The following is a 24902-nucleotide window of genomic DNA, read 5'->3' as shown; positions in this document are numbered from 1 at the left end:
TCCACAGGGCTCAGGCCATTGAGCCTCAGCTTGATGCGATCATGGTTGTAGTAGTGAATGTACTCATCCAGACCCGCTCTCAGCTCATCAATGCTCTCGAAACGCTTCAGGTAGAAAAACTCAGATTTGAGCGTGCCGAAGAAGCTTTCCATGGCCGCGTTGTCCAGGCAATTGCCTTTTCGAGACATGCTCTGCTTTATCCCGCATTCGCTTAGCTTACGGCGGTATTGCGCCTGCTGGTAATGCCACCCCTGATCCGAATGCAGCACGAGCTTCGGTTTCTCTCCCAGGCAATCGAGCGCTTTGCCAAGCATGTTCCCAACCAGGCTATAGCACGGGCGGCTGGCCATTTCGTAGGCCACGATTTCGCCGTTGTACAAATCCATCACGGGCGACAGATAGAGCTTCTGTTGAGCTACTTTGAACTCGGTTACGTCAGTTACCCACTTCTGGTTTGGGCGTTGAGCGACAAAATTTCGCTCCAGCACATTCGCTGCCACTTTGCCGACGGTACCTCGATAGGAGCGATATTTCTTGGGGCGCACTACTGATTTCAATCCCTGCTCAGCCATCAGCCGTTCAATGACCTTTTTGTTCACCCGCTTTTCCTTCCTGATTACGAGTGCGATACGGCGATAACCATAGAGCCGTTTCTGCTCGTGATAGACACGATGCACCAATGCCTTGAGCTCAGCATGCCGGTCTGGCTTCTGCTGAGCTTTGAGCTGGTAGTAGAAGGTGCTGCGCGCCAGCTCGACCAACTGAAGGAGGTCAGGCAAAGGAAACCTGCGCTTGAGTTTGGAAACGATCAGGACTTTTTCCCGCGTATTCGTTCTTTTTCCTCGCGCAGAGCCTTGAGCTCCTTTAGGACAGCATTCTCCATGCGCAGGTACTCAAGTTCAGCCATCAGCTGATCTCGAGACTTCTGATCATCATTGGTATCGGTGGGTTTGACAGGCTTGATCTTCTTCGACACGTCGATTGGCTTTCTTGGCTTGATGGCAGTAGAGGGTGCAGGACTGCCACTGTAGTACTGCCGCTGCCAAATGCCTATCTGAGAGGACTGCCCAAGACCAAAGTGGGCAGCGGTCTGGCGCAGCGAAAGCCGATGCTCGCGCATATAACTGAGCACCTGCTGTTTGAAATCACTGGTATAGCGCCGCCCATGCGAGCCTGGACCAATGCCATTATTGGCCTGATATCTGGCCACCCAGCGTCGAAGCAGGCTGAAATCGATACCTAAGTGTTGAGCCACCTTTCGGAAACCGTTGCTGCCATCCAGGTAGGCTGTGATCGCTGTGAGCTTGAATTGCTCGGTGTACTTACTCATAGATCCCCCCAAGGGTTGGATTGGTGTCCAACTTCTTGGGGGCAGTCCAACCTGTGGGAGCGGGTTTACCCGCGAAGAGGCCGCAAATCCAACTCAGGACTCGACCCCTTCGACGATGATCACTTCGGCTTTCGCCACCCCCTGGCGATGGCTGCATGCCTCCTGGTACAGCGCCGACCGGTAACACGCCAACGCCTGCTCGTACGAATCGAACTCGATCACCACGCTACGCTGAGGGGTAGGCCGCCCTTCCAGCGCCTCGCTGCGCCCGCCACGGGCCAGGAAGCGGCCGCCGAACGCCTGGAAGGCAGCCGGGGCGCGCTGGGTGTACTGCTGGTATTGCTCGGGGTCGGTCACGTCCACATGGGCGATCCAGTAGGCCTTCATGCGCTGCTCTCCTGTTACGGCGATATTTATGTATGATGGTATACCATAATAATCACCCTATCATCGTGAGCGTGCAACATGGCATTCAACAGCATCGAGGAACTTCTCGACGATTACCGGCAGGGCAAGATGGTCCTGCTGGTGGATGACGAGGACCGGGAAAACGAAGGCGACTTGCTGATCGCCGCCGAGCGTTGCGACGCCCAGGCCATCAACTTCATGGCCCGCGAAGCGCGTGGCCTGATCTGCCTGACCCTGACCGAAGAACACTGTCAGCGCCTGGGCCTGGAACAGATGGTACCGGCCAACGGCAGCGTGTTCAGCACCGCTTTCACCGTGTCGATCGAAGCGGCCAGCGGCGTGACCACCGGTATTTCCGCCGCCGACCGGGCGCGCACCGTGGCCGCCGCCATGGCCCCCGGCGCCCGCCCCGAGGACTTGGTGCAACCGGGGCACATCTTCCCCCTGCGCGCCCGCGAAGGCGGCGTGCTGACCCGCGCCGGGCACACGGAAGCCGGCTGCGACTTGGCGCGCCTGGCCGGTTTCACCCCGGCTTCGGTGATCGTCGAGGTGCTCAACGACGACGGCACCATGGCCCGCCGCCCCGACCTGGAGGTATTCGCCGCCCGGCATGGCATCAAGATCGGCACCATCGCCGACCTGATCCACTACCGCCTGAGTACCGAACAGACCATCAAGCGTATCGGCGAACGCGAACTGCCGACCGTGCATGGCAGCTTCCGCCTGGTCACCTATGAGGACCGCATCGAAGGGGGTGTGCACATGGCCATGGTCATGGGCAACATCCGCCGCGAGCAACCGACCCTGGTGCGGGTGCATGTGATCGACCCGCTGCGCGACCTGGTCGGTGCCGAATACGCCGGGCCGCCCAACTGGACGCTGTGGGCGGCGCTGCAGAAAGTGGCCGAGGAAGGCGCGGGGGTGGTGGTGATCCTGGCCAACCATGAGTCCTCCCAGGCCTTGCTCGAACGCGTACCGCAGCTCACGCACCCGGTGCGGCCTTACCAGCGAGGGCAATCGAAGGTGTACTCCGAGGTCGGCACCGGGGCGCAGATCCTGCAGGACCTCGGTGTCGGCAAGCTGCGTCATCTGGGCCCTCCGCTGAAATATGCGGGGCTGGCCGGGTACGAACTGGAGGTGGTGCAGAGCATTCCCTTCGAGCCTGGGCTGGTGGGCTGATACGGAGCCTTGCAAGAGCGGCCCTTTCGCGACACGAGGCCGCTCCCGTACGGGATGGAGTGATGGCCGGTAGCCCATACCTCTTGCCAAAAGTTTGGAATACCATAATATGATATCCCGTAGACCTTAAATCTGCCGGCCGGCTCCTACAATTACAAACGGCCATCAGACACCTTGTTTTAGCGGCTCCCCGAACACGATTGGCGGGCGCACCACAAGCCCCGCCTCGAATAACAAAAGCAACGAGGGCGTAACCATGCTGTTGAGCAAACGTGTAACCGCAGTGCTGTCCGCCAGCCTGCTGACCCTGGCCTGCCAGGCCGCCCAGGCTGCCGACAGCCTGAACTTCGTCAGTTGGGGCGGTACCACCCAGGACGCCCAGAAAGAAGCGTGGGCCGTACCCTTCACCAAGGCCACCAGCATCAAGGTGGTGCAGGATGGCCCCACCGACTACGGCAAGCTCAAGGCCATGGTCGAAAGTGGCAACGTGCAGTGGGACGTGGTCGATGTCGAAGCCGACTTCGCCCTGCGGGCTGCCAGCGAAGGCCTGCTCGAACCCCTCGATTTCAACCAAATCAAACGCGACAAGATCGACCCACGCTTCGTCTCCGATCACGGCGTCGGTTCGTTCTTCTTCTCCTTCGTGCTCGGCTACAACGAAGGCAAGCTCGGCGCCAACAAACCACTGGACTGGACGGCGTTGTTCGACACCAAGACCTACCCGGGCAAACGCGCCCTGTACAAATGGCCTAGCCCTGGCGTGCTGGAACTGGCCCTGCTGGCCGATGGCGTAGCCCCCGACAAGCTCTACCCGCTGGACCTGGACCGCGCCTTCAAGAAACTCGACACCATCAAGCAGGACATCGTCTGGTGGGGCGGGGGCGCCCAGTCGCAGCAGCTGCTGGCCTCGGGTGAAGCTTCGCTCGGCCAGTTCTGGAATGGCCGCGTCTACGCCTTGCAGCAGGACGGTGCGCCGGTGGGCGTGAGCTGGAAGCAAAACCTGGTCATGGCCGACTTTCTCGTCGTGCCCAAGGGCGCCAGGAACAAGGACGCAGCCATGAAGTTCCTGGCCAACGCCAGCAGCGCCGAAGGCCAGGCCGAATTTGCCAACAAGACTGCCTACGCGCCGGTGAACGTCGACAGCGTGGCCAAGCTGGACAAGGACCTTGCACAGAACCTGCCCACCGCCTACGCCCAGGACCAGGTCACCCTCGACTTCGCCTACTGGGCCAAGAACGGCCAGGCCATCGCAGCCCGCTGGAATGAGTGGTTGGTCAAATGAAAGTCGCCATCAACGCCCTGCATAGCGCACAAGGTGCCCCCATGGGCACCGGCACACCGGGCACGGCCGCGCGCCGCGTCAGCCTGAGCCAGCGCTGGAAAGGCAGCCGCAACCTGCTGCCGGCCCTGCTGTTCCTTGGCCTGTTCTTCTTCGCCCCGCTGGCCGGCCTGTTGCTGCGCGGGGTGCTGGAGCCGACGCCGGGGCTGGGCAATTACGAGCAACTGTTCGCCAACTCGGCCTATGCGCGGGTGCTGTTCAACACCTTCTCGGTGGCCGGCGTGGTCACCCTGATCAGCGTGTTGCTGGGTTTCCCGCTGGCCTGGGCAATCACCCTGGTGCCCAAAGGCTGGGGCCGCTGGCTGCTGAACATCGTGCTGCTGTCGATGTGGACCAGCCTGCTGGCGCGCACCTACTCGTGGCTGGTGCTGCTGCAGAGTTCGGGGGTGATCAACAAGGCGTTGATGGCCATGGGTATCATCGATGCGCCGCTGGAGATGGTGCATAACCTGACCGGCGTGGTGATCGGCATGAGCTACATCATGATCCCGTTCATCGTGCTGCCGCTGCAGGCCACCATGCACGCCATCGACCCGATGGTCCTGCAGGCCGGCTCGATCTGCGGCGCCAGCCCGTGGACCAACTTCTGGAAGGTGTTCCTGCCGCTATGCCGCTCGGGGCTGTTCTCCGGGGCGCTGATGGTGTTCGTGATGTCGCTCGGTTACTACGTCACCCCCGCCCTGCTGGGCGGTGCGCAGAACATGATGCTGCCCGAATTCATCATCCAGCAGGTGCAGTCCTTCCTCAACTGGGGCCTGGCCAGCGCCGCCGCCGCACTGCTGGTGGTCATCACCCTGGTGCTCTTCTACCTGTACCTGAAGCTGCAGCCGGAATCGCCGGTTGGCAACGCGAGGTAAACCGCCATGCTCCTGTCTCCCAATGCCATGGGCCGCCCGTTGCGTACTGGCCTGTACCTGACCACTGGAGTGATCGCGGCCTTTCTGCTGCTGCCGGTGGTGTTCATCGTGCTGCTGTCGTTCGGCTCGTCGCAGTGGCTGGTGTTCCCGCCGCCGGGCTGGACCTTCAAATGGTATGGCCAGTTCTTCTCCAACCCGGAATGGATGAACGCTGCGCTGGCCAGCCTCAAGGTGGCACTGCTGACTACCGTGGCAGCGGTGCTGCTGGGCCTGCCTACCGCGTTCGCCCTGGTGCGTGGCCGTTTCCCCGGCCGCGAACTGCTGTACGGGCTGTTCACCATGCCGATGATCGTGCCGCTGGTGATCATCGCGGTGGCGGTGTACGCGCTGTTCCTCAAGCTTGGCTACACCGGCACGCTGTTCGCTTTCGTGGTCAGCCATGTGATTGTCGCCCTGCCCTTCACCATCATCTCGATCATCAACTCGCTGAAGCTGTTCGACCAGTCGATCGAGGATGCCGCAGTGATCTGCGGCGCCTCGCGGCTGCAGGCGATCTTCAAGGTGACCTTCCCGGCGATTCGCCCGGGCATGATCGCCGGTGGCCTGTTCGCGTTCCTGGTGTCGTGGGATGAGGTGGTGCTGAGCGTGATGATGGCCAGCCCCGACCTGCAGACCCTGCCGGTGAAGATGTGGACCACCCTGCGCCAGGACCTCAGCCCGGTCATTGCCGTGGCCTCGACCCTGCTGATCGGCCTGTCGCTGCTTGTCATGTTCATTGCCGCCGCGTTGCGCCGGCGCACCGAAGTCAACGCCTGAGCGCGCGGAGAAAACAATAATGAGTGCAGTGATGAAAGAAAACGTGCCAGGCAAGACCTTGGTCAGCCTGCGCAGCCTGAACAAGCATTACGGCGACTTCACCGCCGTCGATAACCTCGACCTGGACATCCAGGATGGCGAGTTCCTCACCTTTCTTGGCTCCAGCGGTTCGGGCAAATCCACCACCCTGTCGATGCTGGCCGGTTTCGAAACGCCCAGCAGCGGCGAAATCCTGGTGGACGGCCAATCGCTGGTCAACGTGCCGCCGCACAAGCGCGACATCGGCATGGTGTTCCAGCGCTATTCACTGTTCCCGCACCTGAATGTGCGCGACAACATCGGCTTCCCGCTGGCCATTCGCAAGCTGAGCGCCGCCGAGACCAGCAAGCGCGTCGACGCCATGCTCAAGCTGGTGCAACTGGAGCAGTTCGCCCACCGCAAGCCGGCGCAGATGTCCGGCGGCCAGCAGCAACGCGTGGCGATCGCCCGGGCGCTGGTGTACGAGCCACGCATCCTGCTGATGGACGAACCCCTGGGCGCGCTGGACAAGAAGCTGCGCGAAGACCTGCAGGACGAACTGCGTCAGCTGCACCGGCGCCTGGGCATCACCATTGTCTACGTCACCCATGACCAGGAAGAAGCCATGCGCTTGTCGCAGCGCATCGCCATCTTCAGCCATGGCAAGATCGTCGGCCTGGGCACCGGTTATGACCTGTACCAGAACCCGCCGAATGCCTTCGTCGCCTCGTTCCTGGGCAATTCCAATTTCCTGCGGATCAAGGCCAGCAGCAACGGCGCAGGCAGCTTCGAAGGGCAGCCGGTGGCAATCCGCCTGACACCGGGCCTGGCCGCGTCGCAGGAGGCGCTGATCATGGTGCGCCCGGAAAAGGCCCTGGCCCTGACTGCCGAGCAGGCCGCACGCGAGCCGCTGCCGGCGGGCTGGAACGAGGTCAGCGCCAAGGTTGGCGAGGTGTTGTTCCTGGGCGAAAGCCAGACTTGCCACGTCGTCACTGCGGGCGGTACCGAGCTGACCGTGAAGGCGCTGTCGGCTGCGGGCATGCCGATGCAGCCGGGCGATACCGTGAAGGTGCGCTGGGCGGTGGCGGATGCCTGCATCTACACCGAATGGGCCGAGAGTGACTTGAGCAAATCCGCCGGGGCGCATTGACATAACCGGCAAGGCGGTGCCAGCCACCGCGCTGCCTGCTTCGCGGATAAATCCGCTTCTACAGTTGGCGCTATTCCCGTAGGAGCGGCTTCAGCCGCGATCACCGGCACAGCCGGTGGCAGCCACCGCGTTGTCTGCTTCGCGGGCAAGCCCGCTCCCACAGGGACCGCGCCAGCTTTCAGAAATTGAGCAAGACCGTTGCTCCTACCACGGGTTCGCGCTGACGCCGTACCTATGAGACCTGGCTTGCCGCCGATGAGCTGCTCAGCAGCCCCGGTAACGCTGGGTGGCAGACATCAGCAAGTATCGCCTACCAGCTGTCACATTATCATCACGCCACTGTCGTAATCTGCCGGCCAACTCTATGCCACTGGGCTAACCGGCATGCTCCGCCTGCTTGTCTTGCTGCTTTCCCTGCTTCCGCTGACGGCCCACGCCGAGCACCTGCGGGTGCAGGGATCCAACACTATCGGCGCAGCGCTGCTGCCGGCGTTGATCCAGGCGCAATTGCGCGCCCGACACGCCACGGCGGTCGAACAGCACCCCGGGCAACTGGCCAATGAAACCGTCATCACTGCGCGTGACAGCCAAGGGCAGCCGATACGCGTCGATATCGCCGCCCACGGCTCCAGTACCGGCTTCACCGCCCTGGGGCGGGGCGAGGCCGACCTGGCCGCCGCTTCGCGGCCGATCAACGACAGCGAGGCGGGCCAGCTGCGCGCACTTGGCGACCTGCGCGGTGCCGCCGCCGAGCAGGTGATCGGCCTCGATGGCGTCGCGGTCATCGTCCACCCCGACAACCCGCTACCCCAACTCACTACAGCGCAACTGGCACAGGTCTTCTCCGGGCAGATACAGCGCTGGGAGCAGCTGGGCATTGCCGGTGGCACCATCCATCTCTACGCCCGTGACGACCGCTCCGGCACCTACGAAACCTTCAAGGCGCTGGTGCTGGAACCGCAGCACGAAACGTTGTCGGCCACGGCCAAGCGCTTCGAGTCCAGCGACGAGCTGGCCGCGCAAGTCGGCGCCGACCGCCAGGCCATCGGTTTCAGCAGCCTGCCGGCCGTGCACCGGGCCAAGGTGCTGGCGGTGGCCGAAGGCGACGCGCCGGCCATGCTCCCCGAGCGCGCGCTGGTGGCCAGTGAAGACTATCCACTGTCGCGGCGCCTGTATTTCTACCTGCCGGCTAATCCGAAACCGCAGGCCAAGGCCCTGGCAGACTTCGCCCAGAGCCCGGCCGGCCAGGCGATCGTCGCCCAGCAGGGTTTCGTCTCGCAGCAGATCAATGCCCAGCCTGTCGCACCATTGGCCGACATGCCACCGCGCTATCGTGCCTTGGCCCAGCAAGCGCAGCGGTTGAGCGTGAACTTTCGCTTCCAGGAGGGCAGCGCCAGCCTCGACACCAAGGCATTGCGCGATGTGCAGCGGGTGGCCGAGTACCTGCGCCAGGCCGGCAAGCTGAACGGCAAGGCAGTGCTGGTGGGGTTTGGCGACCCCAAGGAAACCCCCGGCCGTGCCGCCCTGCTCTCCCGCCTGCGCGCTCAGGCGGTACGCCGCGAGCTGGCGCGCGATGGTGTCGAGGTGCTGCAGGTAATGGGCATGGGCGATGAACTACCGGTGGCAGGGAACGAACGGGAGCAAGGCCGCCTGCGCAACCGCCGGGTGGAGGTGTGGGTGAACTGACCGCCGCTGCGGTTCGGCGTTGCACAGCTCCCGGCAAAAAAATGTAACAGCTCGCCATTCGGCATCTCCGGCAATCAGGTCTAGGCTCAAGACCATGTGATACCGGGCCCCTCTGACGGCTGCCAGGCCGCCATGTCGGATCACTGTTGCCATGCAACGTCGACATTCAAGGAGGGGCTCATGACAGCTCTACACACATTTCTCACCACCCCGTTCCTCGGTACCAGCGCCTGGTTGTGGCTGCTGTTCGTGGCTATCGTCGTTGGCCTGCTGGTGCTCGATCTTGGCGTGCTGCACCGCCACGACCGGGAAATCGAAATGCGCGAAAGCCTGTTGCTGTATTCAGGCTATTTCAGCGTCGGCGTGCTGTTCGGCCTCGGGGTCTGGTATTACCTGGGCGCACAACCGGCGCTGGAGTTCTTTACCGGTTTCCTGGTCGAGCAGTCGCTGTCGATGGACAACGTGTTCGTCATGGCGATGATCTTCAGTTATTTCGCCATCCCCCGCCGCTACCAGCACCGCGTGCTGTTCTGGGGCATCCTCGGCGTGGTCGTGCTGCGGGCGATCATGATCGGCGTGGGCGCGGCGCTGGTGCAGAACTTTGCCTGGGTGTTGTACCTCTTCGGCGCCTTCCTGCTGTTTACCGGGGTGAAGATGGCGCTGTCGAAGGAAGACCACCGGCCGGACCTGGCCAACAACCCGATCCTGAAGTTCGTGCGGCGGCACATGCGGGTCACCGAGCAGATCCACGGCGCGCATTTCTTCGTACGCCTTGCTCCGCCCGGCCAAAGCAAGGCGCTGCGCCATGCCACCCCACTGTTCCTGGCGCTGGTGCTGATTGAACTGGCCGACCTGGTGTTCGCCGTCGACAGCGTGCCGGCGATTTTCGCGATTACCCAGGACCCGTTCATCGTCTATACCTCGAACATCTTCGCCATCCTGGGGTTGCGCTCGCTGTACTTTGCGCTGGCGGCGCTGATGCACCGGTTCGTTTACCTCAAGTACGCGCTGGCGATGGTGCTGATCTTCATTGGCTGCAAGATTTTCTACCACGGCATGGTGGGCAAGGTGCCGGCGCTGCTGTCGTTGGGGGTGACGTTCGGGCTACTGTTGGGTGGGGTGGTGGTTTCGTTGGTCAAGACGCGGGGCGAGAAGGTGGCTGTCGTAGATCAGTCAGTCGAACAACCTGCAAATTCCAATCGTACAATCGAGCAGAAAGAGGAAGACCCGCAGATGCGGGTCTGAGGTTTCGTTACCCTTTAATCATAAGGTAACCCATCAACGACCAAAGCAGCGCAATAAGAATCATCCACAACGCAATAATCATCTTTCGCTTCAAGCACGGCGGAAAGTCCTTCAGCTCCTGCTCATCAAGCCAGCCCATATATAGGTGCAGCTTGGGAAACGCAACCAAGGCGCTCACCGTACTTAACAACAAACAGCGGGACCTCAGGCTTCCTCCCCCCAAACAGGCTTCATTTGCTCCAGATAAGGGTTGCTTGTGATAGCGGACAACGCGACTTTATAATCGCGAGACACCGCGATTTGCACATTAATAGCAAGACCTAAGAACCCAATAGCAAACGCCCCAATCAGGAATGCCAGCTTAAATAGCGGCGGCCAACTGTCAAAGTCAGCCATTTGTCAGATCAGTCAACACAACATTAATAAATGTCTCCCCCACATACGCACCGACGTTTCCCCACTGTTCCGGCAGCTAGAAAAGCGCAGTTTTAGCCCAGTCAGGATTAAATGGTTAACCAACGCAGCAGAAAAATCCATAACGCAACGGAGCAACTACACTGTCATACAAACATAGGTAACTACCATCCAGACCAGACCGACTATGGTCAGCCACGCCGAGACTTTCAGCATCCGCTTGAGTGCTACTCAAAAGGGCTTAATAGCAGTATTAATTTGGCGAGAGGTTGCCAACCAGCAACTTCAATCCCACAGCCACTCAAAATTAAGCTCTCCCGCTGAATCATCAAAGTTCTTCCGCCCTGCCTTTCTGCAGCCATTCCTCTGGCACCGAAGCTACCCGCCTCAACGAGGCATATCCGTTGTTTTCACCATCGCGCAAGCGATCGCCAGCCATACTGAACCCACTATTACCAACCAACTTGAAACAACCAACTTACGCCGCAGCCTTAACGGAAAGATTTCAATCTCCTCAGCCTTCACAACGCCAGCCTTTAAATGCAGCGAAGGAAAAGTCAGGAACCCACAAACAGCGCAGACCACCCTCCATCGGGCACGATAGGTAGCGATACCCCAGCAGCGCTTTATGCCTTCCAAATAGGCATTGTCTTGTATAAAAGAATCAATCACCTCAAACTCTCTTGACAAAGCGACATAGCCGTTAATTGCAAGACCCACAACACACAAGACAAATGGCACAATTAAGAATATCAATTGAATTTCCAGCGGCCAGCTGGCCAGATTAATGAACGAGGGATTCATAAATCTTTTCACCTACAAACTCACCGACGTTTCCACCAGCCAACCCCCCAGCCAGGGAGCCGGTTCCGACAAGGGCGACGCCACATACTGCGCCGCCAAAACCTGCTGTTCCAACAGCGAGAAAGGCGCACACGGGAGGAATGACCAAGCCTGCAATTAAGCCACCTGCCGTTCCGCCGACAACACCGCCGCTAAAACTCCCAGCCTCTATCAGACGCACGGCCTTGCAGCCCTCGGTTTCTCCAGCTCGACAAACCTCTTGAACCTTTAAGTAAGATGAGAAACCGCCCAGCCCCACCGCCGCATGGCCGCCATATTTGAGGTACTTGCTAAGCCGCGCCACCTTGTCCAAATGCGTCGCATACCCCGGTATCTGCCCCGGCCCGCCCGCCTTCGACCAATGATGCACGAGGCTCTTGGTCGAAATATTCAAGCTCTTCTTCAGCCGTTCGTAGTTGCCCAGGTCCAGTTGCTTGTTAAGAAACGCCACTTTCAACTGGCCATCCAGCTGCTGCAGCAACTGTCGCCGTTCGGCGAAAAAGCCCGGGCTGTTCAGATGGCCATGGCGCATGAACTCCCGCTGGTGCAGTTGTTCGATACTGGTCAAGGTACTGCTGACCTGCTTCAGTCCTTGTTCCAGCATGTCCTTGCCCACGCCCATGGACTGGCTGGCATTGCTGAGCAGACCCGCAATTTCAGCCTGATGCTCCATCATGAAGTCCGCTTCGGCGAAATCGAGCACTGCCAGCGCACGGCGCGCATGCTCGGCCGCCGCCATCAGCTGACCTTCCTCGCGGGTGCAAGCATCACCGTTGTCAGGGTCACCGATGACGAAGATTTCCCCCGCCTTGAAGCCCTGTTCAAACGTCGGGTTGAGCCGTTGCAGCCGTGAGATTGGCAAGGTGGCATCGTGCTCGGCCAATTGCAGCAGCACCTGCGCGAACGACATGCGACGTGGCACTACGTAGAACCCGGGCTCCAGCGTATCGGGCAGCGCACTTGCCAGCGGCTGGGAGAAAGACTCGGGGTAGACGTCGTTTGACGGCTCGGCAAAGTGGGTATTACCCCAGCCCGCAACAGGCTGCGTGGACGGTGGTGCCTCATGCAACGGTGCGACGACCCGATTGCTGCCCGGCGGGCAGCCACAGAGCACCAGCGCACCGTCCACGGCCACCCGCTGGCCGCCGGAAATAAAATGGTCCACGCCTTCGGCGACAGTGCCCACCTGCCCGCAGAGTGGGCATGCCGTGGTGCGGTCACCTTCGCGAAGCACCATTCGGCCCTCGACGAGATAGCCGGCGTTCGTCGCAATACAGACAGCACCCGTAGTGGTGACATCACCATCGACTGCCTGCCCTCTTCCCTCCAGACTGACGCGCATCCACAAGTTCCCTGTACCTGGTTCAGGGATGGAAACCTAGCATCCGCACGGGGACTTCGACGGCAGGGAGTCAAAAATCAGAAGTTTCCTACGGGCTGGCCAAGCTTGCAGTTTCGCCTGGTTTCACCTGCCTGGGCACCCTAACGAACCAGCCAGTTCTCAACTTCAGCAGCGCCATGTTCAGCTTTCCAGGCCTTCATCTTCGCGTGGTTGCCGCCCTTGGTTTCGATCACCTCCCCCGTATGCGGGTTCTTGTACTGTTTCACCTGGCGTGCGCGACGCCTGGCTTTCGGCGCAACGGCGGGCTGCGCCGGGCGACGACCGCCTTGCGGGTCCAGCAGGCTGATGATATCGCGCAGGCTGAACTCATACTTGGCCAACAAGTTGCGCAGTTTGGTTTCAAACTCGATTTCTCTTTGCAATTCGGGGCTGCCTTTCATGGCTTCCAGTTCGGCAAGTTGAGCAGCCAGTTTCTGTTCCAGTTGGCGGAATTCTGCAAGACGAGACATTAGGGGGTACCTTCCTCAGGACGGCCTGGGTTGTCTGGATTGACAACGGATTAGTGCAGCCGGCCAAGGACTAAGTTCCACGCTATTGCACCCGCAGTACCGCCCGTCTCGTGAATTCAATGTAATGCACCAAGCAGCGGTCTTCTGCCCACACCCCATGGAGACCGATTACATGAAGTTCATCACCTGCTGCCTGAGCCTTTCAGTCGCCTGTCTCGCCCTCTGGGGCTGCTCGACGCCCCGAACAGTATCGCCTGTCGACGCCCCCGGAAACCCCGAGTCCGGAACCACCAAACTGCTGGAGGCAGGCGCAGCGCTGTTGCAGGACAAGCCCCCCATCGAAGCGCTCAACGCCTATCTGGATGGCTTCCACTTCTACAACGGCCACCCCGATATTCAGATGGAAGCCCACCATTACTGCTCGCTGTTGAACGAGGATGTCATCCAGTGCGTGATCTACGACGGCAATACCCGTAGCGCCAAGATAATGGGCGTCGAGTACATCATCGACCAGAAGCTGTTCAGCCAATTGCCGGCAAAGGAGAAAGCCATGTGGCACAGCCATGGCTATGAAGTATCGTCTGGCCAGTTGGTTGCACCAGGCATCCCCGCAGCGGCAGAACATGCGCTGATGCAGCGCCTGGCGCATACCTATGGAAAAACCTGGCATACCTGGCATACCGACCAGGACAAGGCGCTGCCGCTCGGCGTTCCGCAATTGATGATGGGCTTTACCGCCGATGGCCAGGCCAACCCGGCGATGGTCGAGCAACGCAACCGGCGCCTGGGCATCGATACGGCCGCGAGCAAGGCGCAACGGGCCGACATCGCGCTACCCGCACCAGACCCGCAGGCCAACGGCTGGCAACGGGGCGATGTGATCCAGCTCATCGACCCGACCGGCGCTCACCTCCACCGCCCCACCCAGGCAACACCGGAAGACGCCAACAGCCGCTCCAGCCGCTAGCCTTGCGACGTGCTTCCTGGCGGAAAGCCGGCTGCCACCGGTGTCGCTGTGCCCCGCCGGTGGCAGCGGGCAGCACAGGCCGGCGAGATCATCGCTCGCCGTGCCCCGTGCGCGCCGGCATGTGCTTGCCGATTTCATACTTGCCAATTGCCGCCCGGTGCACCTCGTCCGGCCCGTCGGCCAGGCGCAGGGTACGCTGCATGGCATACATGTAGGCCAGCGGGAAGTCGCCGCTCACCCCAGCCCCGCCATGGAGCTGGATCGCCCGGTCGATCACCTTCAACGCTACGTTCGGCGCCACCACCTTGATCTGCGCAATCTCGCTGCGTGCCACCTTGTTGCCGACCGTGTCCATCATGTACGCCGCTTTCAGCGTCAGCAGCCGGGCCATGTCGACTTCCATGCGCGAGTCGGCAATCTTGTCGACGTTGCCCCCCAGTCGCGCCAGAGGCTGACCGAACGCGGTGCGCTCCACCGCGCGCTTGCACATCAGCTCCAGTGCACGTTCGGCCATGCCGATCGAACGCATGCAATGGTGGATCCGGCCCGGGCCAAGGCGCCCCTGGGCAATCTCGAAGCCGCGGCCTTCGCCGAGGATGACGTTCTCGTACGGCACCCGCACGTTTTCGAAGAGCACTTCGGCATGGCCGTGAGGCGCGTCGTCGTAGCCGAACACCGGCAACGGCCGGACGATCTTCACCCCGGGTGCGTCGGTCGGCACCAGCACCATCGAATGCTGCTGGTGGCGTGGCCCCTGTGGGTCGGACAGGCCCATGAAGATCATCACCTTGCAGCGCGGATCGCAGGCACCCGAGGTCCACCACTTGCGGCCATTGATCACCCATTCGTCACCGTCACGCACCGCCGTGGCCGCCATGTTGGTGGCGTCCGAGGACGCCACGTCCGGTTCGGTCATGGCGAATGCCGAGCGGATCTCGCCGCGCAGCAGCGGCTCCAGCCACTGGCGCTTCTGCGCTTCACTGCCATAACGCACCAGCACTTCCATGTTGCCGGTATCCGGTGCCGAACAGTTGAACGGCTCTGGCCCAAGCAACGAGCGGCCCATGATCTCTGCCAGCGGGGCATATTCCAGGTTGCTCAGCCCGGCGCCGTATTCCGATTCAGGCAGAAACAGGTTCCACAGCCCCTCGGCGCGGGCCCTGGCCTTGAGTTCCTCCATGATTGCGGTGGGCTGCCAGCGGTCGCCCTCGGCGACCTGGCGCTCGAACACCGCCTCGGCGGGGTAGACATGGGCGTCCATGAACGCGCTGACGCGCTCGCGCAGTGCCTGGACCTTGGGCGAATAGGCGAAATCCATCGGGGCTACCTTCACGGTTCGAAGTACATGGGGCAGAGCCTAGAGCAGCAAGCCCCCATCCACCTAGTCTATTTTCCGTGTGTATAAACATTCATAACCGATATATGATCGGCCGATAATTCCAACAAAGAGCGGCGCCCATGAACCTCAGCAAGGTCGACCTCAACCTGTTCATCGTGTTCGATGCGATCTACACCGAAGCCAACCTGACCCGCGCCGGGCAGATTGTCGGCATCACCCAGCCGGCGGTGTCCAACGCCCTTTCGCGACTGCGCGAAACCTTCAACGACCCGCTGTTCGTGCGCACCGCGCAAGGCATGGTGCCCACGCCCATGGCGCAGAACATCATCGGCCCGGTGCGCAACGCCCTGGCGCTGCTGCGCACTTCGGTGCAGGAAAGCCGCATCTTCAACCCGCAACAGGCCAACAAGACCTTCCGCATCAGCATGACCGACCTGACCGAGGCGGTCATCCTGCCGCCGCTGTTCCAGCGCCTGCGCCGCCTGGCCCCGGCGGTGCTGATCGAAAGCTTCCTGTGCAAGCGCCGCGAGACCACCAAGGAACTGGCCGCCGGGCGCCTGGACTTCGCCATTGACGCGCCGTTGAATACCGACCCGCAGGTACGCCACATCAAACTGATGCAAGACCGCTATGTCTGCGCCTTGCGCCAGGGCCATCCTTTGGCAGACAGCAAGCTGACCCTCGAAAGCTACCTGGGCATGACCCATATCCATATCTCCAGCCGCCGCAACGGCCTGGGCTATGTCGACCTGGCTCTGGGCAAGATGGGCGTGCAACGCAAGGTTGCCTTGCGTTCGCAGCATTACCTGATGGCCTCGCAGGTGCTGCAGCAGACCGACATGGCGATGACCGTTCCCGAGCGCTTTGCCCGCCGCCATCAGTTGCGCTACCAGCCACTGCCGGTGGAAGTACCGGCGCTGGAGACCCACCTGTATTGGCATGAAAGCACCGACCAGGACCCGGCCAACCGCTGGATGCGCGAACAGATCACCGAGTTGTGCGAGCGCGTCGTGGCCGAGGAGGAAAAGGCGCTGGCGCCCGCCTGAAGGGGTTGCCAATGGCATTGGGGCCAAACCTACGCTGGCGAGAGAAAAATTTTCTACTAATCCTGCTTGAGGTAGAAATACCCATTTAACGATCCGGAAAATGTCGGCGCAAGAAGCAAAAACCATCGCCCAAGCGGCGGGTACGCTTGCTCCAACGAACGCCAAGATCACGGCAACAACACGGACCCGCCCCAATGCCTAGCGCCCCGCTCTATTTCGACTATGCCGCCACTACTCCGGTCGACGACCGGGTCATCGAAACCATGCTCGCCTGCCTCGGCAGCCAGGCCAACTTCGGCAACCCGGCATCCACCGGCCATGCCTTTGGCCAGGCCGCCCGCCAGGCTGTGGAGCAGGCCCGTCAGCAAGTGGCCGAACGCGTCGGCGCGCAGGCTGACGCACTGGTCTGGACGTCAGGCGCGACCGAATCCAACAACCTGGCACTCAAGGGCATCGCCCAAGGCCTCGGCCAGCCCGGGCACCTGATCACCAGCCAACTGGAACACAAGGCCGTGCTCGACACCGTGGCCGAACTGGAGCGCCAGGGCTGGGCCGTTACCCGCCTGGCACCAGATGCCGCCGGCCTGATCCAGCCTGCAGCGGTGCAGGCGGCGTTGCGCGCCGACACGCGCCTGGTGTCGCTGATGGCGGTCAACAATGAGCTGGGTACGCTCACTGACGTTGCTACGATTGGCGAACAGGTGCGCGCCCACGGCGCCCTGCTGCACGTGGATGCGGCGCAGGCGGTAGGCAAATTGGCCATCGACCTGAATATGATGGCCGTGGACCTGATGTCGTTTTCGGCGCACAAGGTCTATGGCCCCAAGGGCATCGGTGCGCTCTACGTCGGGCCGCGCGCCCGCCCGCTGATGTGCGCGCAGATGCACGGTGGCGGGCATGAACAGGGCTTGCGCTCTGGCACCCTGGCGACCCACCAGATCGTCGGCATGGGCAGCGCCTTTGCCTTGGCCGGCCAGCCCGGCGACAGCGAGCACCGCCGCCTCGCGCAATTGGCCGGGCGCCTGCGCGAAGGCCTGCTGGCGCTGCCTGGCGTCACCCTCAATGGCTGCTCCCGGCAGCGCATTCCGCATACGCTGAACCTGTGCATCGACAACCCGCATTTCAACAGTGTCGCACTGGCCAGCGAACTGGCATTGTCGACCACCTCTGCCTGCAATTCGGCAAGCAAGGCGGCCTCGCACGTGCTGCTGGCAATCGGACTGGACGAACGCCGGGCACGCAACAGCGTGCGCCTGAGCATCGGCCGCTTCAGCACCGAGGCTGAAGTGGACACCGCGATCAAAGTATTTGCCGGGGTGCTGGCGGCGGCTTCGGCGGCATTCTGGTAAGCCGCCTAGAACAGCCGGCTGTCCGGGGTGAAGTCCTCGACTTCGAGCCTGGCACTGTGCGCCTGCGGGTGCCGCGGGTTGAACAGGTAATTGGTGGTTCTGGGCATGATCGCGCTGGGCACCGGCAGCAGCAACGCCGAACAGTCATCAAGGAAGCGATTGCCCAAACCGCGGGTAAGTTCGGTCTGCGCTGACCAGCCAGGCTGCAAGGGTGGCAGCTGTGCCTGCGAAACCGTGTCGGGCAACTCGATGCGCAGCAAGCGCATGGTGGTGGGGAAATCCTCGGGGTCGATCTCCAGGTGCACCAGCACCTCGAGCATGGCACCGGCCGGGCTGGTGGCGGCATAGACCACCGGCCGCCCGGCCTGGTGCCAGTGGCCGCTGACACGCAGACCGCCAGTTCCGCTCAGGTCGGCATAGGCGCTGATTCGCCACAGGATCACAAGCCAAAGCCTTCGGCGATCTGCAGCAGCATTTCCTCGACCTGGGTAGTACCTTGCTGGGTAGTGAGCATCTGCATCGGCGTCAGCCCCGCGAAGCGCTCCTTGGGCTTGGACAGCCAGCGCTTGGCCTTGGCCGCGTCGCCGAACACGGCTTCGGCCATGGCGGTGATATGCGCCGAGCGGAACAGCCGGTCACTTTCCTCGACGGTCAGTGGCTGGTCACGTTCGATGCGCGACTTCAGGGTGCGCAGGGGAATGATCTGGTCACGCTCCACTGGCGTGAATACCCCGAGCTCGGTCAGCTTTACCAGCCAGGTGGCGGCAAACCCATGGGTGATGCGAGTGTGGATCTCGAAATCACTGGCAAGCTCGGGGATTTCCAGCAACGCATGCAGGCGCGCCCGGTACTCGTGGTAACCGTTGTCGCGAAGCACTTCGGCAAGCATGGCAAGCTCCTTTCCGGCGTTTGCCGACAAGTATGCGGTATTTGCCGAATAGTTGCCAACCCGGTTGTCGAGCGGTTGAGCGCGTGAGCGTGTAAACGTGAGCTTGATAAATTTGCAGGGGCCGCTGAGCGGCCCCCGGCCATGTCACAGGAAGGTGAACACCTGCGAAGCCGGCAAGCGCGACTTGTTCAGCCCGGCATTGAAATCCGTCTCGCTGCGATACCCCAGGCTGAGGAGCACCACGCTGGTGAAGCCACGCTCGCGCAGGCCCAGCTCGGCATCGAGGATCTTGCTGTCGAAGCCTTCGATCGGTGTCGCGTCCAGGCCATGGGCCGCAGCCCCCAGCATGGCCGTGCCGAACGCCAGGTAGGTCTGCTTTTCCATCCAGTGCTGCAAATCTTTCTGGTCAAAACGGTGCAGGTCGACGTAGTGCCGGCGGCTCTGGTTCTGCGCGGCACGCGCCTGCTCATCGCGGAAGCGCCCATCCGCTGCCTCCTGCTCGAGCACTGCGTTCAGGTGGGCCTCGCTCATCTCGGTGCGCGTGCAGAACACAATCACGTGTGACGCATCGAGGATCTTCGGCGAGTTGTAGGCAAAGCGTTCGGCAGTGCTCTTGGCCAGGCGCGCCTTGCCTTCGGCGCTGTCGGCGACGATGAAATGCCACGGCTGCGAGTTGACCGAAGACGGGCTGTGGCGCAGTTGCTCGAGCAGGGCGTCGACAGTGGCCTGGGGAATGCGACGCGAGGCGTCATAGGCTTTGGTGGTGTAGCGGCGCTTGGCCAGCGAGACGGTATCCATGCAACAACTCCTGGAATCAACGAGGGATTTGCTGGCCATCCTATCTTCCCTGCAAAAAAGAAAAACCGGCACAATGCAACAACACTTTAACGCCTGGAGTGAAAATGCTGCGCATCGCCGACCTCGAACTGTTCGTCCGCAGCAGCGTACTGGGCAGTTTCACCGCCGCCGCCCACGAGGCCGACGTGTTACCCGGCCAGGTGGCTGCCGCGATCAAGCGCCTGGAGCGTGACCTCGATGTGCGCCTGTTTGCCCGCACCACCCGCAGCCTGCGCCTGACGGCCGAAGGCGAGCTGTATCTGCCGACCGCAGTGAATGTGCTGGAAAGCCTGCGCCAGGGCCGTGAAGACCTGCATGGCAGCTCCACCGTGCTGCGTGGCACGCTGCAGGTGTCGGCACCTTCGGATCTGGGCCGCAACATGCTGCTGCCGTGGCTGAGCGCCTTTCGCCGTGAGCACCCGTCATTGCACCTGCGCTTCTTCCTCTCCGACCAGATCGCCGACCTCAACCGCGACCCGGTGGACGTGGCCATCCGCTACGGCCTCAACCAGGACGCCAACTACATTGCCCTGCCACTGGCCGACTGGAACCGCCGGGTGCTGGTGGCCTCGCCCGATTATCTGGCCCGCCATGGCCGCCCGCTCACTCCTGAAGCCCTGCAGGAGCATGCCTGCCTGCTGTACATGCAGCACAACCGGGTCTACGACAAATGGCGGGTGGGCAACCGTACCGTGCAGGTGCGCGGGCCGCTGGTCAGCGACGATGCCGACGTGATTCGCCGCCTGGCCCTGCAAGGCGAAGGTATCGTCTACAAGTCGTGGCTGGACGTGAGTGCCAACGTGGTCGCCGGCGAACTGGAAATCATCCTGCCGGAGCACCTCGGCGAGGCCGCTCCGGTCACCCTGGTGTGCCCGCACCGCAAGCAACTCACCCCCGTGGTCGTGCAATTGCACCTGTGGTTGCGCGAACGCTTCGAGGCCCTGCGCACCCGGGCCCTGAGCAACGGCTGCACAATCGTTCCAGACTGAGCCGGGTCATTACGCTAAGGTAGGGGTTTCCGTTACGGCACGCCCCCATGAGCAACTGGATCGACCTCAAACAGGACGCCGACACCGGCATCGAGTCGGTCCGCGCGCATTTCGTCGGGCATGCCTACGATCCGCACTGGCACGACAGCTTCCTGGTTGGCGTGACCGAACAGGGTGTGCAGCAGTTCAACTGCCGCCGGGTACGCCACCGCAGCACACCGGGGCAGGTGTTTCTGCTCGAACCCGGCGACCTCCATGACGGCCTGGCACCGACCGCGGAAGGCTTCACCTATTCGACGCTGTATCTGCAGCCCGCCTGGCTGGACCAGCAACTGCGGGCGCTGTTCGAGCACGTGCCAGGCGACAGCCTGCCCAGCTTTGCCGATACCCTGTGCCACGATGAATGCCTGGCGCGGGCCACCGCCCTCGCCTTCCGCGCCGTGCACGGGCAGGACTGGCGCATCGTGCGCCAGACAGCCATGGACGACCTGCTGGCCTGCCTGACCCGCCACCTGCACTGGCGCCGACGCCTCAACCCCGATCCGCGCCTGCCGCTGACCGCGCAGCGTGCGCGCGATTATCTGCACGCCAACCTGGCGAGCGACATTGGCCTGGAAGACCTGGCCCAGGCCTGTGGCATCGACCGCTTCCGCCTGACCCGCGCGTTCAAGGCCGCATATGGCCTGGCGCCGCACGCCTACCTGATCCAGCTGCGCCTGGCTCGTGCGCGGCGCCTGCTCGCCGAGGGCCAGACACCCACCGAGGTGGCCATGGCCCTGGGCTTTGCCGACCAGAGCCACCTGGGGCGCTGGTTCCGTCGCGCCTACCAGCTGACTCCAGCCGACTACCGCAAGCGCTGCTCAAACCTTCCAGACTGAACGGCGGCAGCCAGCCAACATGGTGCTTCGTTCATCCGGAGCCGTTGATCATGTCGCAGTCGCTGTTGCCTTTCATCCTGTTTGCCCTGGTGTCCAGCATCAGCCCTGGGCCAACCAACCTGTTGATCCTTGCACATGGCGCCCGCGCCGGCCTGCGCGCGAGCCTGGCGCCGATCGTGGCGGCCTGTGGCGCAGCCGCCGCGATCGTGCTGATGGTGGGCCTGGGCTTGGGTGAGCTGCTGCGCCACCCGCTGGCCCAGCAGTTGATGGGCTGGGCCGGGGTGCTGTGGTTGAGCTGGCTGGCGTGGAAGATGCTGCGCAGTGCCGGCACCCCGCTGCAGGCAGCCACGGCGCAAGGTTTCAGCGCGCTCAGCGCGGCGGCGTTGCAGTTGGTGAACCCCAAGGTGTGGCTGATGGCCGTGGCAGTGGTCGGGGTGTTTACCGCGCCGTCGTTGCCGGTGTGGCAACTGGCGCTGGTGTTCCTGCTGGTTGCCCTGCCGTGCATGACGGCCTGGGCGCTGCTGGGTGCGGGCAGCGCGCGTTGGCTGCAGGCGCCGCAGCGGTGGCGGCTGTTCAACCAGGTGCTGGCCGTGGTGCTGCTGGTGTCTGCCTGGGCTGCCGTGCTGGCCTGAGCGGTCTGCACCCCCGCTCCAGGTCTGCAGGTAGCTGCAGGATACGCGTGCCAGGGTCAGCTCAGTGGGCCAGTGCCTGGCGGAACCGCGCGGTACTGGCAACCGCCAGCAGCAACCCGAGCACCGCCACGCTTCCGCCCACCAGGCCGATGTAGGCCACGTCCAGCTGGCTGCTGACAATACTCCCGAGCAATGCACCACCGCCGATGCCGATGTTGTAGATACCCGAGAACAACGCCATGGCCACGTCGGTGGCATCGGACGCCAGCTTCAAGGTCTTCGACTGCAGCGACAGGCTGAAGCTGAGAATGGCCACACCCCAGAACATGCTCAGCGCAGCGAACGCATAAAAGTTGCCCGACAGCGGCAACAGCAGCAACAGGCAGGCCGCCAGCAGGCCGATCGAACCGACCAGGAAGCCATGCGGGAAGCGGTCGCTGTAACGGCTGAACAGCAACGAGCCGAATACCCCGGCGCCGCCGAACAGCAGCAATAGCAAGGTGGTGCGCTCACCGCCGATCTGTGCCACGTGCAGGGCAAACGGCTCGATGTAGCTGTAGGCAGTGAACTGCGCGGTGATCACCAGCGTCACCAGCACATAGGTAATCACCAGCGCCGGGCGCTTGAACAGGATCGGCAGGCTGCGCAGCGAGCCGGAGTTCTGGCTGGGCAACAGGGGCAGCGACTTCATCAGGCAGAGCATGGTCGCCAGCGCCACCACGGCAATGCTCAGGAAAGTGATGCGCCAGCCCAGCGCCTCCCCCACCACCCGGCCCAGCGGGATGCCCAGGACCATGGCCAGGGTAGTGCCGGTGGCCAACAGGCCCAGCGCCTTGGCCTGCTGGCCCGGCGGTGCCACGCGCACCGCCAGCGAGGCGGTAATGGCCCAGAACACCGCATGCGCCAGGGCAATGCCGATACGGCTGACCAGCAACATGGCGAAGCTCTGCGACAGCCACGACAGCAGGTGGCTGACGATGAACACCAGAAACACCAGCAGCAACAGGCGCCGCCGCTCGATGTTGCGGGTCAGCAGCATCATCGGCAACGAGGCCAGCGCCACCACCCAGGCGTAGATCGTCAGCATCAGGCCGACCTGGGCGGTGCTCATGGCGAAGCTGCGGCCAATGTCGCTGAGCAGCGCCACCGGGACGAACTCGGTGGTGTTGAAGATGAACGCCGCCAGGGCCAGGGCAATCACGCTCAGCCAGCTGCCGCTGCCTGCCGTGGGGGGCATGTGGGTGGGTATGGGTCCATTCATGGGTTGAAACCGGTTCTCCGCAGACAAGGCAACAGACCGCACGCCAGCCACCCGGTTGCACTGGGTGTCGACGTACGCTTTGTTATTGGAAGGAATGCCCGGCATGGTACGCGTCACACCCGGGCGTCACAACCGCGCATCGGGCAGAAGGAGTACCATGCGCGCTTTGTGTGAAACGTATATGCAACCTGGAGCCCGACCCGCGCATGGACAAGCAGCCTCCCCAGCAACAGTGGCAACAGGCGGTCACCGCCTATGCCCAGGCCGTCAACGACTACGTCGCGCAGGGCCGCGCGCACGGCTGGGACCACCTCGAAGCACCGCAGGCCGCCGCGACCGAGCATTTGCTGGAGGCCTGGCTGGCAGCCTTGCAAGCGGCCAACCGCCCCGGCGTGGATGACCAGCAGCGCCAGGCCTTCCGCGAGGCCTGGCCGCCTGCGCACCATCCCTTGGTGCCGTTGCTCGATGCCCACGGCCAGGGCATCAGCAACGTCTTGCTGCTGGATGACGGCAGCGTGCTGGCGCGCATCGGCATGCCTTGTGACAAAGGCCAGGTAGTGCGTATCGACAGCCACGCGGTAACGCCGGTGATCGGGGTCGAACATTTCGGCCGCTGCCCTGGGCGTCGCTACTTCGCGCTGGCCAATGCCGAAGGCATACGCGTCACTGATGGCTGGGGCGGCCCCCAGGTACAGCGGCTAGCCTGGCCGACGGGGCTGGAAGGGTTGCCGGCAGGTTACCCGTTCGAGCCGTTCGAGTTGCCACCCACTCCCTCCGCACTGATCCCCTTTCCGGATGGCCAGCGGGTACTGCTGGTAAGTGCCGACGGTATCTTCCTGCTCACCTGCCAGGGTGCGACCCGGCTGCTGCCGCCGCAGGCACGGATACTCGATGAGCTGGCCGAGGGCACCGACCCGGACGACATCAGCCTGGGGCTGAGCATGGAGCACGGTGCGGTATCGGCGGATGGCCGCTTGATCGTGGTCGGTGAGCAGGGCAGCCGCCACCTGGTACTGGACGACCAGCTCAGGCCCGTGGCGGCAATCGGGCCAGCCAGCGAATACCCGCACTTCGCCCTGTTCAACCGCACCGGGGACCAGTTGATACTCAACGCCTGCCATTTCTACAGCGGTGCCACGCTGGCGGTCAGGGTGGCCGACCTGCCGGGGCTGGATACCGACTACTACAGCCAGGACCCACGTACGCCGGTGGTACAGGATGGCGCACGGGTGTATGCCGCCGTGGCGCGCGATGGCGAGTATATCGTCGGCGATGCCTATGGCTACTTGCGGGCGTTTGGCGAAGATGGCACGGAGCATTGGCAGCATTACCTGGGCTCGACCATCAGTGCGCTGGATGTCAGTGCCGATGGGCGGACACTGGTGGCAGCCAGCCATGCCGGGTTCGTTTCGTTGATTGCGCTGGATGGCGGGCGGCCCGCCTGGCAGATCGGCACCGGCGACCATGGCGAGGTGCGGCGCTGGTTGTTCTGGAAGGGCTGGGACAGGCCGATGGCCTGGTAACCGCAGGTGCCCCGCTCCCATCGGGACGAGTGTGGTGTTGCAGAAATGCCGCTGAA

The 24902-nt window shown here is 62.8% G+C and carries 25 protein-coding genes; 14 read left to right on the top strand and 11 right to left on the bottom strand.

From position 1 onward, the window contains the following. Nucleotides 1-1330 (bottom strand): IS3 family transposase gene (locus QSV36_RS12940; protein ID WP_289132088.1). Its coding sequence is split into 2 segments (ribosomal slippage), with 1328 coding nucleotides annotated over them: nt 1-854 and nt 857-1330; the frame shifts between segments, so codons are not numbered across the junction. This gene is flagged as partial in the annotation. A gap of 93 nt (nt 1331-1423) precedes the next feature. Beyond that, nucleotides 1424-1717, bottom strand: a complete 294-nt coding sequence (locus QSV36_RS12935; protein ID WP_225777299.1) for a DUF1330 domain-containing protein — start codon at nt 1715-1717, stop codon at nt 1424-1426. Between the two features lie 78 nt (nt 1718-1795). On the opposite strand from QSV36_RS12935, the gene ribBA reads away from it, so the two are divergent. The 7 genes from ribBA (at nt 1796) to QSV36_RS12900 (ending at nt 10028) form a co-directional block, all read left to right on the top strand. Then, nucleotides 1796-2917 carry a bifunctional 3,4-dihydroxy-2-butanone-4-phosphate synthase/GTP cyclohydrolase II gene (gene ribBA / locus QSV36_RS12930; protein WP_289132086.1) on the top strand — a complete coding sequence of 374 codons (1122 nt, stop codon included), beginning with the start codon at nt 1796-1798 and terminating at the stop codon, nt 2915-2917. 256 nt (nt 2918-3173) lie between these two features. Continuing rightward, the gene (locus QSV36_RS12925; RefSeq protein WP_289132085.1) at nt 3174-4199 is read left to right on the top strand and encodes a polyamine ABC transporter substrate-binding protein; all 1026 of its coding nucleotides are present in this window, start codon (nt 3174-3176) and stop codon (nt 4197-4199) included. Continuing rightward, nucleotides 4196-5113, top strand: a complete 918-nt coding sequence (locus QSV36_RS12920; RefSeq protein ID WP_289132083.1) for an ABC transporter permease — start codon at nt 4196-4198, stop codon at nt 5111-5113. Before QSV36_RS12925 ends, QSV36_RS12920 begins: the two co-directional genes overlap by 4 nt. A gap of 6 nt (nt 5114-5119) precedes the next feature. Further along, nucleotides 5120-5929 carry an ABC transporter permease gene (locus QSV36_RS12915; RefSeq protein WP_289132081.1) on the top strand — a complete coding sequence of 270 codons (810 nt, stop codon included), beginning with the start codon at nt 5120-5122 and terminating at the stop codon, nt 5927-5929. Between the two features lie 19 nt (nt 5930-5948). Continuing rightward, on the top strand, nt 5949-7097 hold the full coding sequence (locus QSV36_RS12910; RefSeq protein WP_289132080.1) for an ABC transporter ATP-binding protein: 1149 nt from the start codon (nt 5949-5951) through the stop codon (nt 7095-7097). 384 nt (nt 7098-7481) lie between these two features. After that, on the top strand, nt 7482-8783 hold the full coding sequence (locus QSV36_RS12905) for a substrate-binding domain-containing protein (RefSeq protein ID WP_289132078.1): 1302 nt from the start codon (nt 7482-7484) through the stop codon (nt 8781-8783). Nucleotides 8784-8963: 180 nt separating this feature from the next. Then, the gene (locus tag QSV36_RS12900; RefSeq protein WP_289132076.1) at nt 8964-10028 is read left to right on the top strand and encodes a TerC family protein; all 1065 of its coding nucleotides are present in this window, start codon (nt 8964-8966) and stop codon (nt 10026-10028) included. A 204-nt stretch (nt 10029-10232) separates the two neighbouring features. Here QSV36_RS12900 and QSV36_RS12895 read toward each other — a convergent pair whose 3' ends face one another. From QSV36_RS12895 to QSV36_RS12880, 4 genes are all read right to left on the bottom strand, one after another. After that, a complete protein-coding gene (locus QSV36_RS12895) occupies nt 10233-10424 on the bottom strand; it encodes a hypothetical protein (RefSeq protein WP_289132074.1) in 192 nt (63 codons plus the stop codon). A gap of 405 nt (nt 10425-10829) precedes the next feature. Further along, nucleotides 10830-11246 carry a hypothetical protein gene (locus QSV36_RS12890; RefSeq protein WP_289132073.1) on the bottom strand — a complete coding sequence of 139 codons (417 nt, stop codon included), beginning with the start codon at nt 11244-11246 and terminating at the stop codon, nt 10830-10832. Beyond that, the gene (locus QSV36_RS12885) at nt 11227-12627 is read right to left on the bottom strand and encodes a PAAR domain-containing protein (RefSeq protein ID WP_289132071.1); all 1401 of its coding nucleotides are present in this window, start codon (nt 12625-12627) and stop codon (nt 11227-11229) included. Before QSV36_RS12885 ends, QSV36_RS12890 begins: the two co-directional genes overlap by 20 nt. Before the next feature lie 140 nt (nt 12628-12767). Then, a complete protein-coding gene (locus QSV36_RS12880) occupies nt 12768-13136 on the bottom strand; it encodes a histone-like nucleoid-structuring protein, MvaT/MvaU family (protein WP_289132069.1) in 369 nt (122 codons plus the stop codon). A gap of 172 nt (nt 13137-13308) precedes the next feature. Here QSV36_RS12880 and QSV36_RS12875 point away from each other — a divergent pair, with 172 nt between their 5' ends. Further along, nucleotides 13309-14103: an OBAP family protein gene (locus QSV36_RS12875; protein ID WP_289132068.1), complete on the top strand. Its 795-nt coding sequence runs from the start codon at nt 13309-13311 to the stop codon at nt 14101-14103. Between the two features lie 88 nt (nt 14104-14191). Here the strand turns inward: QSV36_RS12875 and QSV36_RS12870 are convergent, their stop codons facing one another. Then, on the bottom strand, nt 14192-15421 hold the full coding sequence (locus tag QSV36_RS12870; protein WP_289132066.1) for an acyl-CoA dehydrogenase: 1230 nt from the start codon (nt 15419-15421) through the stop codon (nt 14192-14194). A 140-nt stretch (nt 15422-15561) separates the two neighbouring features. Between QSV36_RS12870 and QSV36_RS12865 the strand changes: the two genes are divergently transcribed. Both QSV36_RS12865 and QSV36_RS12860 read left to right on the top strand, forming a co-directional pair. Next, a complete protein-coding gene (locus QSV36_RS12865) occupies nt 15562-16488 on the top strand; it encodes a LysR family transcriptional regulator (protein WP_170029332.1) in 927 nt (308 codons plus the stop codon). Between the two features lie 194 nt (nt 16489-16682). Then, the gene (locus QSV36_RS12860; protein ID WP_289132064.1) at nt 16683-17837 is read left to right on the top strand and encodes a cysteine desulfurase family protein; all 1155 of its coding nucleotides are present in this window, start codon (nt 16683-16685) and stop codon (nt 17835-17837) included. Nucleotides 17838-17842: 5 nt separating this feature from the next. On the opposite strand, the gene QSV36_RS12855 is transcribed toward QSV36_RS12860, so the two are convergent. From QSV36_RS12855 to nfsB, 3 genes are all read right to left on the bottom strand, one after another. Beyond that, on the bottom strand, nt 17843-18280 hold the full coding sequence (locus QSV36_RS12855; RefSeq protein WP_289132063.1) for an RES family NAD+ phosphorylase: 438 nt from the start codon (nt 18278-18280) through the stop codon (nt 17843-17845). After that, a complete protein-coding gene (locus tag QSV36_RS12850; protein WP_225777285.1) occupies nt 18277-18726 on the bottom strand; it encodes an Xre family toxin-antitoxin system antitoxin in 450 nt (149 codons plus the stop codon). The genes QSV36_RS12855 and QSV36_RS12850 overlap by 4 nt, the downstream gene beginning before the upstream one ends. Nucleotides 18727-18870: 144 nt before the next feature. Continuing rightward, entirely contained in the window at nt 18871-19524 is a 654-nt protein-coding gene (gene nfsB / locus QSV36_RS12845) for an oxygen-insensitive NAD(P)H nitroreductase (protein WP_200626111.1), read from the bottom strand. A 104-nt stretch (nt 19525-19628) separates the two neighbouring features. Here nfsB and QSV36_RS12840 point away from each other — a divergent pair, with 104 nt between their 5' ends. Genes QSV36_RS12840 through QSV36_RS12830 form a run of 3 tightly spaced genes read left to right on the top strand, consistent with a single transcriptional unit; the run spans nt 19629 to nt 22062 of the window. Next, the gene (locus QSV36_RS12840) at nt 19629-20552 is read left to right on the top strand and encodes a LysR family transcriptional regulator (protein WP_289132060.1); all 924 of its coding nucleotides are present in this window, start codon (nt 19629-19631) and stop codon (nt 20550-20552) included. Nucleotides 20553-20599: 47 nt separating this feature from the next. Continuing rightward, entirely contained in the window at nt 20600-21430 is an 831-nt protein-coding gene (locus QSV36_RS12835; RefSeq protein ID WP_289132058.1) for an AraC family transcriptional regulator, read from the top strand. A 50-nt stretch (nt 21431-21480) separates the two neighbouring features. Then, entirely contained in the window at nt 21481-22062 is a 582-nt protein-coding gene (locus QSV36_RS12830; RefSeq protein WP_289132056.1) for a LysE family translocator, read from the top strand. Between the two features lie 61 nt (nt 22063-22123). Here QSV36_RS12830 and QSV36_RS12825 read toward each other — a convergent pair whose 3' ends face one another. After that, nucleotides 22124-23323: a sugar transporter gene (locus QSV36_RS12825; protein ID WP_289132054.1), complete on the bottom strand. Its 1200-nt coding sequence runs from the start codon at nt 23321-23323 to the stop codon at nt 22124-22126. A 206-nt stretch (nt 23324-23529) separates the two neighbouring features. Here QSV36_RS12825 and QSV36_RS12820 point away from each other — a divergent pair, with 206 nt between their 5' ends. Then, on the top strand, nt 23530-24846 hold the full coding sequence (locus QSV36_RS12820) for a PQQ-binding-like beta-propeller repeat protein (RefSeq protein WP_289132099.1): 1317 nt from the start codon (nt 23530-23532) through the stop codon (nt 24844-24846). The last annotated feature ends 56 nt before the right edge of the window (nt 24847-24902 follow it).

Origin of the sequence: Pseudomonas sp. BCRC 81390 (assembly GCF_030341915.1) — a bacterium.
Classification (GTDB): domain Bacteria; phylum Pseudomonadota; class Gammaproteobacteria; order Pseudomonadales; family Pseudomonadaceae; genus Aquipseudomonas.
The sequence above is the reverse complement of the archived record's forward strand: the minus strand, read 5'-3'. Positions and strand labels throughout refer to the sequence as shown.

Coding starts and splice junctions, on each gene's coding strand:
- QSV36_RS12825 (WP_289132054.1), bottom strand. CDS start 23,323: ATGAATGGACCCATACCCACCCACATGCCCCCCACGGCAGGCAGCGGC.
- QSV36_RS12865 (WP_170029332.1), top strand. CDS start 15,562: ATGAACCTCAGCAAGGTCGACCTCAACCTGTTCATCGTGTTCGATGCG.
- QSV36_RS12910 (WP_289132080.1), top strand. CDS start 5,949: ATGAGTGCAGTGATGAAAGAAAACGTGCCAGGCAAGACCTTGGTCAGC.
- QSV36_RS12850 (WP_225777285.1), bottom strand. CDS start 18,726: ATGCTTGCCGAAGTGCTTCGCGACAACGGTTACCACGAGTACCGGGCG.
- QSV36_RS12890 (WP_289132073.1), bottom strand. CDS start 11,246: ATGAATCCCTCGTTCATTAATCTGGCCAGCTGGCCGCTGGAAATTCAA.
- QSV36_RS12935 (WP_225777299.1), bottom strand. CDS start 1,717: ATGAAGGCCTACTGGATCGCCCATGTGGACGTGACCGACCCCGAGCAA.
- QSV36_RS12905 (WP_289132078.1), top strand. CDS start 7,482: ATGCTCCGCCTGCTTGTCTTGCTGCTTTCCCTGCTTCCGCTGACGGCC.
- QSV36_RS12870 (WP_289132066.1), bottom strand. CDS start 15,421: ATGGATTTCGCCTATTCGCCCAAGGTCCAGGCACTGCGCGAGCGCGTC.
- nfsB (WP_200626111.1), bottom strand. CDS start 19,524: ATGGATACCGTCTCGCTGGCCAAGCGCCGCTACACCACCAAAGCCTAT.
- QSV36_RS12925 (WP_289132085.1), top strand. CDS start 3,174: ATGCTGTTGAGCAAACGTGTAACCGCAGTGCTGTCCGCCAGCCTGCTG.
- QSV36_RS12885 (WP_289132071.1), bottom strand. CDS start 12,627: ATGCGCGTCAGTCTGGAGGGAAGAGGGCAGGCAGTCGATGGTGATGTC.
- QSV36_RS12860 (WP_289132064.1), top strand. CDS start 16,683: ATGCCTAGCGCCCCGCTCTATTTCGACTATGCCGCCACTACTCCGGTC.
- QSV36_RS12840 (WP_289132060.1), top strand. CDS start 19,629: ATGCTGCGCATCGCCGACCTCGAACTGTTCGTCCGCAGCAGCGTACTG.
- QSV36_RS12830 (WP_289132056.1), top strand. CDS start 21,481: ATGTCGCAGTCGCTGTTGCCTTTCATCCTGTTTGCCCTGGTGTCCAGC.
- ribBA (WP_289132086.1), top strand. CDS start 1,796: ATGGCATTCAACAGCATCGAGGAACTTCTCGACGATTACCGGCAGGGC.
- QSV36_RS12900 (WP_289132076.1), top strand. CDS start 8,964: ATGACAGCTCTACACACATTTCTCACCACCCCGTTCCTCGGTACCAGC.
- QSV36_RS12880 (WP_289132069.1), bottom strand. CDS start 13,136: ATGTCTCGTCTTGCAGAATTCCGCCAACTGGAACAGAAACTGGCTGCT.
- QSV36_RS12875 (WP_289132068.1), top strand. CDS start 13,309: ATGAAGTTCATCACCTGCTGCCTGAGCCTTTCAGTCGCCTGTCTCGCC.
- QSV36_RS12820 (WP_289132099.1), top strand. CDS start 23,530: ATGGACAAGCAGCCTCCCCAGCAACAGTGGCAACAGGCGGTCACCGCC.
- QSV36_RS12835 (WP_289132058.1), top strand. CDS start 20,600: ATGAGCAACTGGATCGACCTCAAACAGGACGCCGACACCGGCATCGAG.
- QSV36_RS12895 (WP_289132074.1), bottom strand. CDS start 10,424: ATGGCTGACTTTGACAGTTGGCCGCCGCTATTTAAGCTGGCATTCCTG.
- QSV36_RS12915 (WP_289132081.1), top strand. CDS start 5,120: ATGCTCCTGTCTCCCAATGCCATGGGCCGCCCGTTGCGTACTGGCCTG.
- QSV36_RS12920 (WP_289132083.1), top strand. CDS start 4,196: ATGAAAGTCGCCATCAACGCCCTGCATAGCGCACAAGGTGCCCCCATG.